This window comes from Albidovulum inexpectatum, assembly GCF_002927635.1.
Lineage (GTDB): Bacteria > Pseudomonadota > Alphaproteobacteria > Rhodobacterales > Rhodobacteraceae > Albidovulum > Albidovulum inexpectatum.
Genome location: NZ_PRDS01000005.1, coordinates 188,679 through 206,554, shown reverse-complemented (window position 1 = coordinate 206,554; position 17,876 = coordinate 188,679). Strand labels below are relative to the sequence as shown.

Here is a 17,876-nt window from a genome sequence, read left to right as displayed (position 1 = left end):
CCTGAAACGAAAATGGGGCGGCGGGACACCGCCGCCCCTTTGGATGTTCCACCAGCGATCGAGCTGCGGGGCATCTCCAAGGCGTTCGGCACCGTTCAGGCGAACAAGGATATCTCGATTCGCGTGATGCCGGGCACGATCCACGGCATCATCGGCGAGAACGGCGCGGGCAAGTCCACGCTGATGTCCATCCTGTATGGATTCTATCGCGCCGACTCGGGCGAGATCTTCATCAATGGCAAGAAGACCGAGATCCACGACAGCCAGGACGCGATCCGCGCAGGCATCGGCATGGTCTTTCAGCATTTCAAGCTGGTCCCGAACTTTACCGTTCTGGAAAATATCGTGCTTGGGGCCGAAGATGGCGCGCTGCTGCGTCCCTCGCTGGCCAAGGCACGGCGCGTTCTTGACGAACTTGCCCGCGAATACGAGCTGGAGGTCGATCCCGATGCCGTGGTCGAGGATCTGTCCGTCGGGCATCAGCAGAGGGTCGAAATCCTCAAGGCGCTGTATCGCCATGCCGACATCCTGATCCTTGATGAGCCAACGGGGGTTCTGACCCCGGCCGAGGCCGATCACCTGTTCCGCATCCTCAAGAACCTGAAGGAACAGGGAAAGACGATCATCCTGATCACGCACAAGCTGCGCGAAATCATGGAGGTCACCGACACCGTCAGCGTCATGCGGCGCGGCGAGATGACCGCCACCGTACGCACGGCCGAGACCAGCCCCGAACAGCTGGCCGAGCTGATGGTGGGTCGCAAGGTTCTGCTGAACGTTCCCAAGGCGCCAGCCTCGCCCGGAGCGACCGTGCTTGAGGTCGAAGACCTTCGCGTGACCGATGCCGACGGGGTCGAACGACTGAAGGGGATATCTTTCCAGATACGCGCGGGCGAAATCCTGGGCATTGCGGGCGTCGCGGGCAACGGCCAGTCCGAGCTGCTGGCGGTCCTGGGTGGCATCATGAAGGGTCAGGGTCGCGTCCGCCTGAATGGCGAGGAACTGGACCTGACCGGGCGCCATTCCGATGGCCAGTCGCGCAGGGCGCGCGGTATCGCGCATGTCCCCGAAGACCGGCAGCGTCTGGGCATGATCCTGGACTTTACCGCCTGGGAGAACGTCGCCTTTGGCTATCACCACGATCCGGCCTATCAGAAGAACCGGTGGCTGATGGACAACGATGCGATCCTGCGCGACACGATGGGCAAGATGGAACGCTTCGACGTTCGCCCACCCATCCCGACACTGCAGGCCAAGAACTTCTCGGGCGGCAACCAGCAGAAGATCATCCTGGCGCGCGAGATCGAGCGCAATCCGGATCTGCTCCTGGTGGGGCAGCCAACGCGCGGCGTCGATATCGGCGCCATCGAATTCATTCACAAACGCATTGTCGAGCTGCGCGATGCCGGCAAGGCAGTGCTGCTTGTCTCGGTTGAACTGGACGAAATCATGAGCCTGTCCGACCGCATTGCCGTCATGTTCGACGGCCGCATCATGGGCGAACGCCTGCCCGAACAAACCGACGAACGCGAACTGGGTCTTCTGATGGCCGGGGTCGCAAACGGCAAGGGGGACGCAAGATGACCCGCCTGCCTCGCTGGGCCGATCTGGTCCTTGTGCCTCTGATCTCGCTGCTGCTGGCTGGCGTGATCTCGGCGCTGGTCATCCTGGCCATCGGGCAAAGCCCGTGGGAAGCTCTGCGCACCATGGTGGTGGGCGCGCTTGGATCGCCCTATGCCTGGGGATACACGCTGTATTACGCCACAAGCTTCATGTTCACCGGGCTTGCGGTAACTGTGGCCTTCCATGCATCGCTGTTCAATATCGGCGGCGAGGGGCAGGCAACGCTGGGCGGACTTGGCGTGGCGCTGGTCTGCCTGTCCTTTCCCTGGCCGCACTGGACGCTGGCCCTGCCGGCCGCGATGGTGGGCGCGGCCCTGTTCGGCGCGGCCTGGGCGGCCATTCCGGCCTGGCTGCAGGCACGGCGCGGCAGCCACATCGTCATTACGACGATCATGTTCAACTATATCGCCGCTGCGCTGATCATCTATCTGCTGGTCAGCGTGCTGAAGCCCGCAGGGCAGATGGATCCGGCCACCGCGCGCTTTCCCGAAGGCGCCCACCTGCCCCAGCTGAACGAAATACCGCTGGTGAACCTGATCTTCGACAAGCAGGTTCCGGCGAATGTGACGCTGTTCATCGCGCTCATCGCCTGCTGGCTGGTCTGGGTTCTGCTGTGGCGCACACGCCTGGGCTATGAGATTCGTGCCTTCGGGCGGTCGGAACCTGCGGCGCTTTATGCCGGTATCTCGCCCTTTCGGGTGACGATGCTGGCGATGCTGATCTCGGGTGCGCTGGCGGGCCTGATGTCGATCAACAACGTCATGGGAGAGAGCGAGCGCCTGCTGCAGAACTCGACCGAGGGCGCGGGCTTCATCGGCATCGCGGTGGCGCTGATGGGGCGCAACCATCCCTTTGGCGTCTTCCTTGCGGCCTTGCTGTTCGGGTTCCTGTTCCAGGGCGGGGCCGAGCTTGGGCTTTGGACCACGATCCCGATCGAGCTGCGTACTGTCGTTCAGGGTCTGGTGATCCTCTTTACCGGCGCCCTTGACTACATGGTTCGCATGATGCTGGTCCCGTTCTTCCGCGCTCGCAAGCTGGAGGCCGCGTGATGGATTTCTCGACACTGGTCCAGATTCTCGATTCCACGATGCGGCTTGCTACGCCCCTGCTGCTTGCCTGTCTGGCGGGGCTTTATTCGGAACGATCGGGCATCTTCGACATCGGCCTAGAAGGCAAGATGCTGATGGCCGCGATGTGCACCGGCGCGGTCGCGGCGCTGACCGGTTCAGTCTGGCTGGGAATGCTTGCCGGGATCGGAGGTTCGATTCTGTTCGCGCTGGTTCACGGGCTGGCCTCGATCACCTTCCGCGGCAACCAGCTGATTTCGGGAGTGGCGCTGAACTTCGTGGCCTCGGGTGTCACCGTGCTGATTGCGCAGGCCCTGTTCAGGCAGGGCGGCCGGACACCGCCGCTGTCGGGCGACGCACGGTTCAATCCGATCGAACTGCCGTTCGCGGCGCAGCTTGCAGATATTCCCATCATCGGCCCGCTTTATTCCGATGTGCTCTCGGGCCATGGCGCATTGGTCTATGTGGCGCTTCTGGCCGTGCCGGTCACCTGGTGGGTGCTGTTCCGTACACGTTTCGGGTTGCGCCTGCGCGCGGTCGGCGAAAACCCGGCCTCGGTCGACACGGCCGGGGTCTCGGTCATCCGGCTGCGCTATACCGCCGTCATCATCACCGGAATCCTGTGCGGTCTTGCGGGGGCCTATCTGGCCGCTGGTCTGCAGACCGGCTTTGGCAAGGAAATGACAGCCGGGCGGGGCTATATCGCACTTGCGGCACTTATCTTCGCCAAGTGGCGGCCCTGGCATGCGCTGATGGCGACCTTCCTGTTCGGGTTCTTCCAGGCATTGGCGCTGCGGCCGGACGTGATCCGTGGAACGCTTGGTTTCGACGTTCCCGTGCCTGCGCTGGATGCCCTGCCCTATGTCCTGACCGTGATCGTTCTGGCAGGTTTTGTCGGTCGCGCCATTCCACCGCGCGCGGGTGGCGAGCCCTATGTGAAGGAACGCTGAGCCTTACGCGCCAGCAATTTGACAACGCCCCGTCCTTGCGGGAAGACTGACAAAGATCTTCCCGCAAGGCAGGTTCCCGCCGATGAAACTTCGCGTGCCGTATTCCGACCGATCGGACCCTGCCGGCACGACACGATCCGGCCCTGGTATCGTACCGCATTTCGTGGGCCTGATCGTCACCGCGGGCATTCTGCTTGCCGCCCTGACATTTGCCCGGGCCGCACCGCCCAGGGAAAGCATCGTCGCGGATCTTAGCCAACGTCAGGTGCCGATCACGGCAGACTTTGACGGGACCGAGATCATCGTCTTCGGCGCTGTCAAGCGCGATGGTCCCGCACGCACCGACTCTCCATTATCGGTGATCGTGACGGTCGAGGGCCCGTCGCGTCCCGTGACGGTGCGGCGCAAGGAACGTATCGCCGGTATCTGGGTCAACACCGACGCGGTCGAGATTGATCTTGCGCCCTCATTCTATGCGATCGCGACAACCGGGCCCTTGAACCAGATCCTGTCGGATACCGAGGATCTGCGCCACAAGATCTCGATCCCGCGCAAGATCAGATCCGTCGGTGCCCCATCGAACATCCAGGATTCCCTTTCGTTCACGGATGCGCTGATCCGGCTGCGGACAAGATCGGGGATATACCAGTTGCGTCCGAACACGATCCGGTTTCTGGACCAGACCCTGTTCAACACGGCGGTGACCCTGCCCGCGAACCTGACCGAGGGGACCTATCGCGTGACCCTGTATCTGACCCGCGACCGCAAGGTCGTCTCCAGCCAATCGACCACTCTGGCGGTACGCAAGGTGGGGCTGGAGCGCGACCTGTACCGGCTGGCCAACGAACAGCCGCTGGCCTATGGCATTCTGTCGATCGTCATCGCGATCGCGGCGGGCTGGCTGGCCTCGGCCGTCTTTCGCTGGCTGAAAAGCTGATCTCTCTCAGAATGCGCGGAAGGTCATGGTGGTCAGCGTCCGGCTGATGCCCGGAATGTCGAACAGATTCCGGTTCAACCACTGGCCGACGTCCTGGTCGTCGGGCACATAGACCTTGGCAATCAGATCGTATTCGCCCGAGGTGGAATAAAGCTCGGACACGATTTCGCGGTCGAAGATCGCTTCGGCCACCTCATAGGTCTTGCCGGGCTGGCATCGGAACTGGACAAAGACACAACGCATGGGCTTCTCCGTGACGGTTGCCCCGAACCGGGGCGGATATGGCAGGAATGAACGGGAACTGCACGCATGTCACGGCCCGCCGGTCAGCGCCAGCTCGGCGGGTGGCGCGATCAGATCGGCCGTCGATAGCGGCTCGGACGGCAGGGCAAGGCGGTTGCGGACGACCCAGTGCAGACGGTGTTCGGCGCGCGTGATCGCGACATAGGCAAGCCGCTTCCACAGGGGGATGCCCGCTTCGACACGGCCCATGCGCGCGGCGGCCTGGATATCGGGGGCATAGACCTGGACTTCGGGCCATTGTGACCCTTGGGCCTTGTGAATCGTGACCGCCGCACCATGCAGAAAGGCCGCGCCCATATGTGCCGCGGATGGGATGAAGGGTTCGTCCTCGTCCGGCAGCTCGATCTTGATGATCGAGGCGGCCGACAATTGGGGTTCGTCTGCGCCCATCACGAACAGCCGCGCAAAACCCGGCTTCTTGCCGGGCCCCAGATAGACGACCTGGGCGCCCTTGATCAGTCCGCGGGCCTCAAGCTCGATACGCCGCTTGCGATGCTTCAGCGGCAGTTCGATCCCGTCGCAGATCAGCGGCTCGCCGGGCAAGAGTTCGTCCGGAGGGGCGCCATAGGCCGTCCGGAAAGCATGGATCAGGCGAATGCGCGTCTGGTTGCGCCACACCAGAACGGGCGAACGCGCCATCAGTGCGGCATCGACACGTTCGCCGACCCTCACCCGATCATCGGCGGCCGCGGCCTCGGCAACCAGGGTCTCGAACGACTGGAAATCCATCTGCGGGTCGGCCAGGGCATGCGCCAGGTCCAGAATCGGGTTCCCTGCATTCTGCCGGTGAATGCGGTTCAGGTGGACGCGCGCGCCGGTCGGCAGGCCATCGAAGACCATCTGACCGGATTGCCCGACCGGCGCAAGTTGCGCCGGGTCGCCGAAAAGCACCAGCGTCGGGAAGATTTCCTTCAGGTCGTCGAACTGACGTTCGTCCAGCATCGAGGCTTCATCGACGAAGCCGATATCCAGCGGGTCCTCGCGCCGCTTCCACCCCTTGATGAAGTCCGACCCGCGCAAGCCCGCGGCGGCCAGAGCGCCCGGAATCGACTTGTGCAGATCGTAGAAGGATTTCGCCCTGTCCAAGGCGTCCTCGCTCAGCCCCTCGACCGACGGGCGGGTGCCTTCACCGGCCAGCCAGTCCGCGATGCGTTCGTATTGCGGATCATAGACGGGGGTATAGAGGATGCGGTGGATCGTGGTCGCCGGCACCCCCCGGTTGCGCAGAACGCTGGCGGCCTTGTTCGTGGGCGCCAGAATCGCGACAGAACGGCGCTCCTTGCGGCGGCGGCCCTCATAGTCGCCAGTGACGATATCGACACCCGAGTCCTGCAGCGCACGGGTGAGCTGAGCCAGCAGCATGGTCTTGCCCGAACCGGCCTTGCCGGTGACGGCCAGAACGCCGCTACCAGCGGCGCGCGGAGGCGTGGTCGTGCCATCCAGCAGGTCGACGCCCGCGCGCGACAGAAGGTCCGCCACGCGGTCCCAGGCTTCGGCCTGATCGTCGGAAAAGGTGATCTCGGAGGCAGTCATGGCGCGACCCTAGCCCGTCACGCAGGGCGGCGCCAGATGGTCAGATCAGCGGATCTGCGCCAGAGGATCGCCCTGCGCCCTGTCGGCCCGATACCAGCTTTCGACAAGCTCGGGCGCGATCCCGACCCGAGACGCAAGGTGCCGTCGGATCTCTTCGGAAAACTCCCAGAAGCCCAGGCTGATGCGCTCGGCACCCTCCCCCTGGGAACCGAGAACCACAGGTTCCCACCCAAGGCGGCGATAGATGCGAACCATGCGGGCGTCAAAAACGCCGACCGCGCGGCGCAGACCCAGCGCGCATCCCAGTTGAGCCGCCCCCAGCATCAGCGCCGAGGAAACCATGTGTGGCGCACGTTCGGACACGCAAAACCGTGTGCATTCCCACAACTTCGGATGCGAAAATCTCATCCCGGCTGCCAGATGGGAAAAGTGATCATTCACCATGGTCGGTCCTGTCGTCGGCAGAAACCGCATCGAGCCCCCATGCAGGCCATCGGGCATCTGCCAGATGACATAGACAGGGTTCAGCGGATCGTATTCATCGCGCTCCCACCCGCATTCATCGACCCGCACCTGCCATTGCAGGCGGTCGCGAAACTGTCGCGCGCGGTCGCGGAACATGGATTCCTGCAATGCCGGATGGGTCGCCAGTTCTTCTCCTGTCAGAAAACGCAGCATCGATGCCTCCCTTGTTGCGTGCAACAAGGGCTAGCGAGGGATGGTTAACGGTTTCCTGCCGCACCGAGCGCCATCCATGCGCCGGTGCCGCCGCGAGGTTCATTCACATGCGGCCAAAGAAACGCCCGCAAGGCCATGCAAAGCGCGGGGCTGCATTGAGAAGCTGCCCGGTTCGGGACCGCAAGTCTCAGGTCATCTTCTGGGGCAGCGGTTTCGCCGAAGCGTTCAACCCGGCATCGGGCATCGTCGGCGCACCATGTGTGCGGCGCATCTCATCCAGGGCAACCAGCGTGGCCTGATCCAGATGATCCGCCAGTTCGGCAAGGCCGTTCATCCGCGCAAAGCCCCGCAGATCGGCCAGAACGTCAAGAATCCAGTCGTATTGCATCGAATTTTTCCATCTGAAGTGGTGGGGTCGCCCTTTCAACCTCAGAATGGGGGCCGACCCTTAACATCAGGTTTCGATTTTTCGACGGGCGAAACTGACGAGGCCGCGCAGATGGCGGCGAATCAAATGGCCCCGCCGCTTTGGACGGGGCCGTCTTGATTCTCGGGAAGCGGCTCAGCGACGGCCGGCTTCCAGCGCGTCTTCGAAGGTCCGCAGACCCGGACGGGGCGACTGGACCAGAACGGCCATGTTGCCCGGCTTGTGTTCGTTGCGCCGCATCTTCATGTGCGCCGCCGGGATCTGATCCCACGGGAAGACCTCGGACATGCAGGGATCGATCCGACGTTCGATCACCAGCTTGTTCGCGGCGCTGGCCTGCTTGAGATTGGCAAAGTGGCTGCCCTGAACACGCTTCTGGTGCATCCACAGGTAACGCGCGTCCAGCGTCAGGTTATAGCCCGTGGTGCCCGCGCAGATCACGACCATGCCGCCCTTCTTCACCACGAAGGTCGAAACCGGAAAGGTCGACTCGCCGGGATGTTCAAAGACCATGTCCACATTGACGCCCTTGCCGGTGATGTCCCAGATCGCCTTGCCGAATCTGCGGGCTTCGTTGAACCACTCCTTGTATTCCGGCGTACCGACCTTGGGCAGCTGGCCCCAGCAGTTGAACTCCTTGCGGTTGATGACACCCTTGGCGCCAAGGTCCATCACGAACTGACGCTTGCTTTCGTCCGAAATGACACCGATCGCATTCGCCCCGGCGGTATTGACCAGCTGGATCGCAAATGACCCCAATCCGCCCGAGGCGCCCCAGACCAGAACGTTCTGACCGGGCTTCAGCTCATGGGGGTGGTGACCGAAAAGCATCCGATAGGCCGTGGCCAGCGTCAGGGTGTAGCAGGCCGACTCTTCCCAGGTCAGGTGGCGCGGGCGCGGCATCAGCTGTTGCGACTGGACGCGGGTGAACTGCGCGAACGAACCGTCGGGCGTCTCGTAGCCCCAGATCCGCTGGCTGGGTGAAAACATCGGATCGCCGCCATTGCATTCCTCGTCGTCGCCGTCATCCTGGTTGCAATGAATGACGACCTCATCGCCCACTTTCCAGCGCTTGACCTTGTCGCCCACCTTCCAGACGATTCCCGCCGCGTCTGAACCGGCGATGTGATAGGGCGCCTTGTGCCCGTCGAATGGGCTGATCGGAATGCCCAGCGCCGCCCAGACGCCGTTGTAGTTCACCCCCGCCGCCATCACGAGGACCAGAACCTCGTTGGAATCGATCTCGGGCGTTTCCACGACCTCGACCTGCATAGCCTGGTCGGGTTCGCCGTGGCGCTCCTTGCGGATGCACCATGCGTACATCTTCTTCGGGACATAGCCCAGAGGCGGCATTTCGCCGATTTCGTACAGTTCCTTTTCCGGCGCCTCGTAGGGGGCGATCGGGCTTTGTGCGTCCAGGGCCATCCTGTCCTCCTGCATCCTGCTGCGCCGCAGAATCATTTGCGGCCTCAGCAGTATGGTTACGCAGCAATACGCAAGATTGCAACAGTATTGCCGCGATGTTTTGTAATTTTATGTCGTTTTAGAAATTTTATTACCCAAAACTCCGCCACATTCTTCTGCGGACGCAGAAAAATGCTGCAGAACCGAAGCAGCATAGAAGTCGATCAGCGGCAGGAAGGATCGCGCAACCTCGATATGCCCCCCTGTCTCACGCAGAACACGACGGCGGGCCAGTATGGGCAGTGCGGCCTCCAGCGCATCGTCTGCCGACCGCCCTGCCAGATCCGTCGGGGCGCCGATCTCTTGCAGCCGCTTCATGAGGTCCTGAACCCGGTCAAGCAATTCGGCACGGGACAATTTGCCTTGACCCTGCAGCGCCGCACAGACCAGCGGAACCGCCAGGACGGGCATGGCGCGCACGATGCGGCGCATCAACTCCTCGCCCAGGGCCGCGACGGGATCATCCGTCGCGACCTGCATGAGATTGCCAAGGCGCAGCGGCGGACCGAAGCTTACCGCAGCGGTTCCGAATTTCTGGAACCTTCCGGTCAGAACGCGTCGCACTTGCCGCGCCACAAACCGGACCGCCCCCCAGAACGAGGTTCGAAACCGGCGCTCTCCCCTTGCATGCGCGCGGGTGAGAACCTGATCTTCCAGGATTCGATCATAGGCGATCGAGACGGGCACAAAAACGACATCTGGCCCGTCTGCGGACCACCCTTCGACGATGTAGCTGAGAATACCCAGGCGCGGGGCGCCGACCCTTCCGTCCAGACTGAGGCCGCCTTCGGGAAAGATCGCCTGAGTCACGCCTTCGCTCGTCGCAAGCTGGACATAGCGCGCCAACACTCTCCGGTACAACGGATCGTTCGACCGACGACGAATGAAATAGGCCCCACATGCGCGGATCAGCCACGACAGGGGCCAGATGCGCGCCCATTCCCCAACCGCATAGGACAAGGTTGCGCGATCCGATGACAGCCATGTCACAAGCACATAGTCCATGTTCGACCTGTGATTCATCACATAGACCGTCGTGGTTCCGGGATCGGCCGGAGCGGGCGCCGAGGCGACGCGAACGCGATAGACAGACCGGGCCAGCCACTTTGCCACGCGTGCCGCAAGGCCGAAATAGACGGTCGCCGAGAATGCGGGCACGATCTCGCGCGCATAGCGTCGGGCACGCTCCAGCAGGACCGTCGCCGGTACGCCCGTGCGCGCGGATTCTGCGGCGATGGCCTCGGCCACCTGCGCGTCGTGGGTCAGTCGCACGATCATGTCGTGACGCGCCATCAACTTGAAGGGCTGGATCGGATGCTCCAGCCTGCGGTTCAACCGATCGACCGCACGTTGCATCCTTCGGCGCAGGAACCAGCGCACCGAGGGAAACAGGAAATGCGACAGGAACGACACCGTCGCAAAGGCCAGAATCAGGACGACAAGCCAAAGGGGCAACGTCACGGGCTGGGTCATCGGCGCAGCCTGTCAGGTTTGAACGCAGCCGTAAACACGCGCCCACGCGCCTTGCGAAAATGACGCCGCGCCGCAGCTGGCCTTTTTGCGGCGCAGCATATGGACGCGCAACTTTCTTTCCTGTAGCTTCAAGGCAACCGAATTTTCTTGCCTTGAGGTTCGCAATGACCGGAACCCCTGACCGTGACCGCCCCTGGCTGTTTCGCACCTATGCCGGCCACTCCACGGCCGAGAAGTCGAACGCGCTGTATCGCGCGAACCTTGCCAAGGGCCAGACGGGCCTGTCGGTGGCCTTCGACCTGCCCACCCAGACGGGATACGACAGCGACCATGAACTCGCCCGCGGCGAGGTCGGCAAGGTCGGCGTACCCATCTGCCATCTGGGCGACATGCGCAGCCTGTTCCGGGACATCCCGCTGGAGCAGATGAACACATCGATGACGATCAACGCCACGGCGCCGTGGCTGCTGGCCCTGTATATCGCGGTGGCCGAGGAGCAAGGCGCGCGAATCGATCGCCTTCAGGGCACGGTGCAGAACGATCTGGTCAAGGAATACCTCTCGCGCGGGACCTATATCTGCCCGCCAAAGCCGTCGCTGGCCATGATCACGGATGTCGCGGCCTATACGGCCGAGCATCTGCCGAAATGGAACCCGATGAATGTGTGCTCCTATCACCTGCAGGAGGCCGGCGCGACACCCGAGCAAGAGCTTGCCTTTGCGCTGGCGACGGCCATCGCCGTTCTCGACGACCTGCGCGCCAAGGTTCCGGCCGACCGCTTTCCCGCAATGGTCGGGCGGATCAGCTTCTTCGTGAATGCCGGCATCCGCTTTGTCACCGAGATGTGCAAGATGCGCGCATTCACGGAACTCTGGGACGAGATCTGCCGCGAACGCTATGGCATCGAGGACGAGAGGTTCCGCCGCTTCCGATACGGCGTGCAGGTCAACAGCCTTGGCCTGACCGAACAGCAGCCCGAAAACAACGTCTATCGCATCCTGATCGAGATGCTGGCGGTCACACTGTCGAAAAAGGCGCGTGCCCGCGCCGTCCAATTGCCCGCATGGAACGAGGCGCTGGGTCTGCCTCGCCCATGGGACCAGCAGTGGTCCCTGCGCATGCAGCAGATCTTGGCCTACGAAACGGACCTTCTGGAATACGAGGACCTGTTCGATGGCAACCCCGTGGTCGCCGCGAAGGTCGAAGAGCTGAAGCAGGGTGCGCGGGATGAACTGGCCTTGATCGATTCGATGGGCGGAGCAATCGCGGCGATCGACTACATGAAGGCGCGCCTGGTCGAGAGCAATGCAGAACGCATCATGCGGATCGAGCGCGGCGAAACGGTCGTCGTCGGCGTCAACCGATGGACCGAGGGCGAGCCATCGCCACTGGTCGCCGGCGATGGGGCCATCCTGACCGTCGATCCCGCCGTCGAGTCAGAACAGATCGAAAGACTGCGCGCGTGGCGGGCCAGCCGCGATGAAACTGCCGTCAAGGCCGCCCTGGCCGAACTGCGATCGGCTGCGCAGGAGGGCCGCAACATAATGCCGGCTTCCATCGCCTGCGCAAAGGCCGGTGTCACGACCGGGGAATGGGCCGGCGTCATGCGGGCGGTGCATGGAGAATATCGCGGGCCGACGGGGGTGTCGGCGTCGCCTTCGAACCGGACCGAGGGGCTGGACGACATCCGCGAGGCTGTCGATGCGGTTTCGGCCCGGCTGGGACGGCGCCTGAAATTCGTGGTCGGCAAGCCCGGGCTTGATGGCCACTCCAACGGCGCCGAACAGATTGCTGCGCGCGCCCGCGATTGCGGAATGGACATCACCTATCAGGGGATCCGACAGACGCCAGCCCAGATCGTTGCAACGGCCGCATCCGAGGGCGCGCATGTGGTCGGGCTTTCCATATTGTCCGGCAGCCATCTGCCGCTCGTGGCCGAGGTCATGGAGCGGATGCGCGCGGCCGGCCTGGAACACGTGCCGGTCGTGGTCGGGGGCATCATCCCCGAGGAAGACAAGGCACGCCTTCTGCAGATGGGCGTCGCGCGGGTCTATACGCCCAAGGATTTCGCTCTGAACCGGATCATGAAGGACGTGGTCGAACTGGCAAGCCCCCGGGCGGTCGCGGCGGAATAGCCCGCCGGCCTTTCGCGCCCGGACGCGCGGTGCCATAGTCGCCCCCGATTCGAACACGGGGGAATGACATGTCGATCCATATTGGCGCCAGACCCGGCGACATTGCCGAAACCGTCCTGATGCCCGGCGATCCCTATCGCGCGAAATGGGCGGCCGAGACATTTCTGGACAATCCTGTCTGCGTGAACCAGGTGCGCGGTATGCTGGGCTTTACCGGGACGTGGCGCGGCAACCGGGTCACGATCCACGGATCCGGGATGGGGATGCCCAGCCTGTCGATCTATGCCAATGAACTGATCCGCGACTACGGCGCGCGAACCCTGATCCGCATCGGTTCGGCCGGCGCGATGCAGCATCACGTCAAGATCCGCGATATCGTGATCGCCATGACGGCTTCGACGATCTCTACGCCTTCACGCGGGATCTTTCGCGAACTGAACTTCGCGCCGGTTGCCGATTTCGGACTACTGGAGAAAGCCGTTCAGGCCGCCCGTGCGCGTGGCGCAACATTCCACGCAGGCGGCATCTATTCCTCGGACGTCTTTTATGACGAGCGCCCGGACCTGACCGAGACCATGACGCGACACGGTGTCCTGTGCGTGGAAATGGAAACGGCCGAACTCTACACCGTTGCCGCCCGACATGGTGCACGCGCCCTGGCAGTTCTGACGATCTCCGACCACTTGCTGACCCACGAGGCTCTGCCCTCGGAAGACCGCGAGCGAAGCTTCGGCGACATGGTCGAGATCGCGCTGGAAGCAGCGTTTTCCTGAACGATCAAAGCGTGAAGATCCGCCGCCACAGGCGGTGGATCTCTGCGGTTTCGTCGGCGGAATGAGCCAGAACGGCGAATTCGTCCTGAGACCAGCTTGCCGTGACGGATAGATCGCCTTCAAGCACGCCATCCAGAACGATCAACCGCGGAACGTCCGAACTGCGTCCGATCCGGTTCATCGCCTCGCGGAAGCGGTCCCACTGCGTCTCGGCAATCGTCCGCAGGCGGGCCAGCAATTCCTCGTCGTCACTGGTTCCGATCCAGACGCCAGACGCAAAATAGAGGCAGGCGGAGAAATTCTGCTCTGCCTGTTCGACGAACAGGCGCATTGGATCAAAGGTTTCCCCCAGATCGACCTCGAGAAGCTCGGCCAGATGGTCCACCGGGATACCGATTGCCATGGTCGCGCCCGCCTCCTTGGGAAGGTCGACCTCGACCAGAACAGGGGCCTCGCTCTGCGCAAAAGTCATCAGTGCCGCGGCGACGGCTTCCATGACGTCATCCTCGTCATGGCTCAGCTCTTGCCCCACAAGCGGGGTCAGCATCGACAGATCGGGACTTGCGTCTTCCAACACCATCAGTCGGCGCCCGGAAACCAGGAATGTCGCAGCGCTGTCGCCGACGCGAAACGTTACCCGCCGCTTCATCACGGTCACATCGATCTCGTCCAGGATTGCGTGCATGGGCGGCGGCATGATCCCGTTCGATATCACGCGGGCCCGACCGCGAAAGACCGGGCGCTCCCGGCTCAGGATGGACAATTTTCTTGCGACTGCTCGGTTGTCGGTCATGGCTGCCTCTGCTGTCTTGCGCGGTCTTTGCCGCCTTTGTTCATTCGTTGGTTATGCGGTCCAGGCATTCCACCGCTTCGCGGCCCAGGGCCGTAACGTCGATCGCGCCCTCTGCGACGCACAACAATGCCTCATCAGGCTGCGTTTGCGCACGCACGAACAGGGCAATACCATCCTGATCGCCGACAAGGGCCCGCCTGGCCGGTGCATCGCCCAGTACAGGCGCCTTGCCCAACAGGGTGCAGGCTTGCTCGCACAATTGATCCAGGGCCGAGCGGTCCATGCCGCAGGCGGAATTGGTGACCAGCACCATCCCTGCCGAAAGATCGGCATAGGCAACGACACTGGTCCCCGGAAAACGGTCCGCCAGCGCGTCCAGATATTCAACGACCTTGTTCGCCATCCCGTGCACCTCCGCGCCTTGGGGTAGCGCAGATGGATCGGGGGCGAAAGTCCGTCTGGCGCGGCTCATGACAGGTCATGCCCCTTTCCCGGTCTGCACGGGTCAACCCGATGTCGTCGTTTCGTCTTCGCGGCTGCGCGCGACGACGGACAGCGCCTGCCGCATTGCACGCCCCTCTTCCGCACTCGGGCGCAGGGATGTGACGGTCCCCTTGGGACGCACACGGCGCGGCATCACGCGCCGCGGCGCAACGGGGCGAGACTCGAGGCCACGCGCATCGGGATGGGATTCACCTGTCGCGGTTGCGTTCGCTGGACGTGAAATCCGATCGATGGGAGACCCCGCGGCCGGTTGCCGGGACACATCCTGTTGCCCTGCCAGGCGTTCGACGATCCCGGCCAATGCCTGATACAGACCATGAGCGCCAGAGCTTTCCCACAAATCGTCGCCCTCGCTCGCCTCAAGCGCCTGTGTCAGCGCAATCGGGCAAACCCGTTCGAACAAGCCCGACGTTTCCCGTTCGACACGGCGTAGGACACGGGCGCGGTCACTTTCGCTGACGAGCTTGTCGAAACGCGTAACCAACAGCAGGCTGTTGGCGCGCACTTCCTCGGGCACCATTTCCCAGACAGCGGCTTCGGACTGACGCCAGGCCTGCGTGGCATGTGTGCACCACAGGACCCCGTCGACCTCACCCAGGACGCGCTCCCAGACTTCGGAATCCATGTTGGGGTCGGAGATGCCGGGAAAATCGATCAGATCGCAATGTTCAAGGATCTCTGCCTGCAGGAAAAGCCGGACATACAGCGTCTCGTCCAGCGGAATGTCATCCAGGGAGTCCAGCGATACGGGGTGCGTGTCCCCGTGAATATCCACACGATGCGCCGGGTCGTCCCCCCAGGCGATCCAGACCGGCGGCAAGCGGGTGGCGGTCACCTTTTCAGGCAGGGCCCGCCGCCCAAGAAGCAGGTTCGAAAGGGTGCTCTTGCCCGCGCTGAATTCCCCCATGATCCCGATGCGCGGCTTGCGGGACATGCCAGACGCCAGTGTCATGCGGCCGCTCCCTTCCGGGCGATCGCAACCTCTTCATCCGCCGCATCCTCTTCGGTTTGCGCGATGGCTTCGGACAGTTCCTCAAGGATCATTTCCAGGACCTCGGCCCGTTCAAGCTGCGATCTGACGCCAAACAGCTCCTGAAGCTCGTTCATGCCGACCTGCCCCTTTTCAGCGACATCCATCAGAACCGACCGCTGTTCGGCCAGGAATTCTTCCAGCCGCGCCTCGGCAGCAGCGCGGATTTCGGCGGCCTGACGGTCGCGAAGCTCTGCCACGATCGGGGCCGTCTCGGCTTCGATCAGGCTGTAGAACCCCTTGGCATAGGCCCGATATCCCCGCCGACGCTTCCACCAGCTTTTCCACCAGGAAGAATGCAGATCGAGCGCAATGGTCGTGCCCAGCGAAACCGGCGCGGGCATTTCGGGCGGCAATGGCGGTCGGACCGAGAACCCCTGAACGCCGACCGATACGACCTGGCCATAGGCCTGGGTCACGGCCTGGGCGGCCGTCTCATAGACCGACCCGCAAGCGGCATACAGATTCTTCCTCAGCACCTGATAGCTGGTGCGAAGCAACAGTCGAAGGCCGTCGGGGCTGTATTGCCAAGGCGCGTCCTCGCCATTCTTTTCCAGGTGCTGAAGCAATGCATCAAGTGCGCGTTCCAGGAAACGCGCATGCGATTGGTTTACGCGCGCAGCAAAGGCCGAGAACACGCGATCCAGTTCCTCTTTCAGCTGTGCGCGGGCCTTGGTCTCGATCCCGTCAAGCAGGCGCGACACCTCATTCGGGCTCATGACCTGAACACTGTCGCCGTCGATGCGCATCGTGGCAAGCGAGGTCGAAGCGCGCAGCCCCGAAACATGGTTGGCCGCACGCTGACGCACATGGTTGAGCACACGCGCCCCGGCCGAGCGTGCGATCCGGTCGCCCAGGACCTCGAACAATTCGGGGATGCCGGACAGACGCCACATCATGCCGCGCGAGGTCCGTTCGCCCGCCCCTTCGCCGACCAACGCATCGGCGCATTTCCTCAACGCCTCGGCGCTGTCGGCAACGATATTGCCCACCGAGTCTGCCAGCGCGGCATTCGCCCAATAGGCGCTGCCAAAGATGATCCGGGGATCCTTTGGTCCGTTCATCCGGGCCATCGTCTTCAGGATGCTGTCGCGGATCTCGGGGATCTGGTTGGCAGGGTCCGACAATTCATCGATGCGGTTGACAAAGATCACGACACCATCGGACTTGACGTTCGACACCAGCCGGACCAGCCCCATATCGACCGAGCTCAGGGCCTGCGAGGCCGACAGCACCACGACGCAAAGGCGGCTGTCGCGCAGCGCCCGGATGGTGATCTGTTCCCGCATCAGGAAGGTATCGTTGACCCCCGGCGTATCCTTGATGCACAGCGGAATCGGAATTGCCGGTGCGGAAAGGTAAAGATCCGCCGAACGCGTGATGTCAGCAAAGCGACCTTGCTTGTCGTCCATCTCTTCGTCGGCAAAGTCGTCGCCCAGGCAGACATAGCGCTGGATCAGGTCCTCATCGACATGGCGGTATTCGTGGCGCTGACCCAGCAGCAGCTCGAACCGCCGCCCAAGCCGGGCCCGTGTCTTTTCGCGCATCTGCGCGACCTGCTCTTGCAGCTTGCGCACCTCGTCATCCGCGCCGGCGCGCATGGAAAGCTCGCCAATGCGGCCGCCATTGGTCACCAGGTGATCCCATTCGTTTTCGTCGAAGAACTGGAAGGTGGCAACCGGCGCATCGGGCGCGATCGGCACATTCAGATGCAGCGAGGTCACGACCGAAGTCCATGGATTCACATCCGCCGGCAGCAGGCCTGGGCGACCAATCATCGCGTTCACTAGCGTCGTCTTGCCCGACTTGATCTGGCCGATCATCGTGATGGCGGGTTCGAAGTTGTCGAGTTCCGCAACCAGGCGTTCGATCTGCCTGTCGGATCCGGACGGGCTGAGTGCCTCGATGTCCAGCAGGGTATCGCGAAGCTCGTCCAGTTCGGCCTTGAGTGCGGAAAGCCGCTCCTGACCCTGACGCATGAAATCCGGGGGCGTGGGGCCCTCGGCAGTTGGACGGATTGCACGGTCACTCTTCATTGATCACCTGGTCCTCTGGAACGTTCCGGCAAAATATTCGATCCGAAATATGGTGGGAGAAGTGTTGATTTTCACCCTCATTGAATCAAGCACCACTTGGGGGCGAAAATGAGGCAAGGCACGCGTGCCCCGGATTCTGTCGCAAATCAT

The 17,876-nt window shown here is 63.0% G+C and carries 16 protein-coding genes; 6 read left to right on the top strand and 10 right to left on the bottom strand.

Features of this window, described 5'->3' with window-relative positions; all coding sequences use genetic code 11:
* Nucleotides 1-12: 12 nt before the first annotated feature.
* The 4 genes from LV82_RS09615 to LV82_RS09600 all read left to right on the top strand — a co-directional run bounded on the left by LV82_RS09615 (nucleotide 13) and on the right by LV82_RS09600 (nucleotide 4,577).
* Nucleotides 13-1,584, top strand: a complete 1,572-nt coding sequence (locus LV82_RS09615) for an ABC transporter ATP-binding protein (protein ID WP_245873132.1) — start codon at nucleotides 13-15, stop codon at nucleotides 1,582-1,584.
* Nucleotides 1,581-2,672: an ABC transporter permease gene (locus tag LV82_RS09610; protein ID WP_104071131.1), complete on the top strand. Its 1,092-nt coding sequence runs from the start codon at nucleotides 1,581-1,583 to the stop codon at nucleotides 2,670-2,672. Before LV82_RS09615 ends, LV82_RS09610 begins: the two co-directional genes overlap by 4 nt.
* Nucleotides 2,672-3,640 carry an ABC transporter permease gene (locus tag LV82_RS09605; protein WP_104071130.1) on the top strand — a complete coding sequence of 323 codons (969 nt, stop codon included), beginning with the start codon at nucleotides 2,672-2,674 and terminating at the stop codon, nucleotides 3,638-3,640. Before LV82_RS09610 ends, LV82_RS09605 begins: the two co-directional genes overlap by 1 nt.
* A gap of 82 nt (nucleotides 3,641-3,722) precedes the next feature.
* Nucleotides 3,723-4,577 (top strand): TIGR02186 family protein, encoded by an 855-nt coding sequence (locus tag LV82_RS09600; protein ID WP_104071128.1) that lies wholly within the window; start codon nucleotides 3,723-3,725, stop codon nucleotides 4,575-4,577.
* Nucleotides 4,578-4,583: 6 nt separating this feature from the next.
* Here LV82_RS09600 and LV82_RS09595 read toward each other — a convergent pair whose 3' ends face one another.
* The 6 genes from LV82_RS09595 to LV82_RS09570 all read right to left on the bottom strand — a co-directional run bounded on the left by LV82_RS09595 (nucleotide 4,584) and on the right by LV82_RS09570 (nucleotide 10,455).
* On the bottom strand, nucleotides 4,584-4,820 hold the full coding sequence (locus tag LV82_RS09595; RefSeq protein ID WP_104071127.1) for an Lrp/AsnC ligand binding domain-containing protein: 237 nt from the start codon (nucleotides 4,818-4,820) through the stop codon (nucleotides 4,584-4,586).
* 69 nt (nucleotides 4,821-4,889) lie between these two features.
* Nucleotides 4,890-6,413: an ATP-dependent DNA helicase gene (locus tag LV82_RS09590; protein WP_104071125.1), complete on the bottom strand. Its 1,524-nt coding sequence runs from the start codon at nucleotides 6,411-6,413 to the stop codon at nucleotides 4,890-4,892.
* Between the two features lie 45 nt (nucleotides 6,414-6,458).
* Complete coding sequence (locus LV82_RS09585) at nucleotides 6,459-7,091, bottom strand: acyl-homoserine-lactone synthase (protein ID WP_104071124.1); 633 nt, start codon at nucleotides 7,089-7,091, stop codon at nucleotides 6,459-6,461.
* Between the two features lie 187 nt (nucleotides 7,092-7,278).
* Nucleotides 7,279-7,479 (bottom strand): hypothetical protein, encoded by a 201-nt coding sequence (locus LV82_RS09580; RefSeq protein ID WP_104071122.1) that lies wholly within the window; start codon nucleotides 7,477-7,479, stop codon nucleotides 7,279-7,281.
* Between the two features lie 174 nt (nucleotides 7,480-7,653).
* A complete protein-coding gene (gene ccrA / locus LV82_RS09575; protein ID WP_104071289.1) occupies nucleotides 7,654-8,943 on the bottom strand; it encodes a crotonyl-CoA carboxylase/reductase in 1,290 nt (429 codons plus the stop codon).
* 108 nt (nucleotides 8,944-9,051) lie between these two features.
* On the bottom strand, nucleotides 9,052-10,455 hold the full coding sequence (locus tag LV82_RS09570) for a 1-acyl-sn-glycerol-3-phosphate acyltransferase (protein WP_104071121.1): 1,404 nt from the start codon (nucleotides 10,453-10,455) through the stop codon (nucleotides 9,052-9,054).
* A 164-nt stretch (nucleotides 10,456-10,619) separates the two neighbouring features.
* Here LV82_RS09570 and LV82_RS09565 point away from each other — a divergent pair, with 164 nt between their 5' ends.
* The gene (locus tag LV82_RS09565) at nucleotides 10,620-12,590 is read left to right on the top strand and encodes a protein meaA (RefSeq protein ID WP_104071119.1); all 1,971 of its coding nucleotides are present in this window, start codon (nucleotides 10,620-10,622) and stop codon (nucleotides 12,588-12,590) included.
* A 68-nt stretch (nucleotides 12,591-12,658) separates the two neighbouring features.
* Nucleotides 12,659-13,363: a purine-nucleoside phosphorylase gene (gene deoD / locus LV82_RS09560; protein WP_104071117.1), complete on the top strand. Its 705-nt coding sequence runs from the start codon at nucleotides 12,659-12,661 to the stop codon at nucleotides 13,361-13,363.
* Nucleotides 13,364-13,367: 4 nt separating this feature from the next.
* Here the strand turns inward: deoD and LV82_RS09555 are convergent, their stop codons facing one another.
* The 4 genes from LV82_RS09555 to LV82_RS09540 all read right to left on the bottom strand — a co-directional run bounded on the left by LV82_RS09555 (nucleotide 13,368) and on the right by LV82_RS09540 (nucleotide 17,669).
* Entirely contained in the window at nucleotides 13,368-14,156 is a 789-nt protein-coding gene (locus LV82_RS09555) for a hypothetical protein (protein WP_146065153.1), read from the bottom strand.
* A 40-nt stretch (nucleotides 14,157-14,196) separates the two neighbouring features.
* Nucleotides 14,197-14,559, bottom strand: coding sequence for a hypothetical protein (locus LV82_RS09550; RefSeq protein ID WP_104071114.1), 363 nt, complete (start codon nucleotides 14,557-14,559; stop codon nucleotides 14,197-14,199).
* A gap of 102 nt (nucleotides 14,560-14,661) precedes the next feature.
* Complete coding sequence (locus LV82_RS09545; protein ID WP_104071112.1) at nucleotides 14,662-15,612, bottom strand: dynamin family protein; 951 nt, start codon at nucleotides 15,610-15,612, stop codon at nucleotides 14,662-14,664.
* Nucleotides 15,609-17,669, bottom strand: coding sequence for a dynamin family protein (locus LV82_RS09540; protein WP_245873131.1), 2,061 nt, complete (start codon nucleotides 17,667-17,669; stop codon nucleotides 15,609-15,611). The genes LV82_RS09545 and LV82_RS09540 overlap by 4 nt, the downstream gene beginning before the upstream one ends.
* Between the last annotated feature and the right edge of the window lie 207 nt (nucleotides 17,670-17,876).